This is a genomic window from Flavobacterium procerum (assembly GCF_042431625.1).
GTDB classification, from domain to species: domain Bacteria; phylum Bacteroidota; class Bacteroidia; order Flavobacteriales; family Flavobacteriaceae; genus Flavobacterium; species Flavobacterium procerum.
Genome location: NZ_JBHLYW010000024.1, coordinates 1 through 799 on the forward strand (window position 1 = coordinate 1; position 799 = coordinate 799).

The 799-nt window shown below is 47.4% G+C and carries 1 protein-coding gene; it reads right to left on the reverse strand.

Annotated elements, in window-relative coordinates:
• The coding region (locus tag ACFFLS_RS22620; RefSeq protein ID WP_379689664.1) for a hypothetical protein at positions 1-799 on the reverse strand (799 nt) is incomplete at both ends.

Here is a 799-nt window from a genome sequence, read left to right on the forward strand (position 1 = left end):
CAGCAACAATTCCTGGTTCAATGTGTAAGGGCTTGATGTGATACAGCCGTTTCCGTCCTTGATATAGAATGTGTAGTTTCCTGGAGCATTCAATACAAAGTTTGGACTTGACTGGTAGCCGTTTCCAATGCTGAACATCGGCGTGCCAACATACGTTCCCGTAATCGTGATCGGAACCGGACCGCCTGTGTAGCAGTACAATCCAACTGATGAATTGATTGAAGGAGGCAAGTCTTCGCCGATTGTGATATCAAGCATAGTCTCGCAGTTGTTGGCATCGATAACCCAAACATCCCAAGCAGTGCTTACCGCAGGGTCTAATACCGCACTAGTGAAAATATCGTAGTCTAATGGGTTATGAGCCGCTCCGTCAACAACAAACTGGTATCTGTATGCAGGTGTTCCGCCTGTAGCGGCAACTTCAACCCTTGCACCGAAGTTACAGTTCGCGTTTACGTTGTTCACAAGGTTAAGACCCAATGCTGCCGGTTCTGTTACGACAACTGAAGCGAAAGCAGTACAGTTCGTCACGTTGTCCGTAACAGTTACTGTGTAGGTTCCTGGAACCAATCCTGTAACATCAACAGTATTTCCTGTCTGAGTCAGCGTACCTGTACCTGCCGTTAATGCAGCAGTGTAGGTGCCTCCGAAATTGGCAGCTGTAAATCTTACAGCTCCGTTTGCATTTCCGTTACAGTCAACATTCGCTACAAGCTCGCCTGAAACCGTAATGTTGGTAACCGGAACTACTGTGTATGATTCCTGGTACGTACAGCCGTTGGCGTCTGTAACCTGGAAT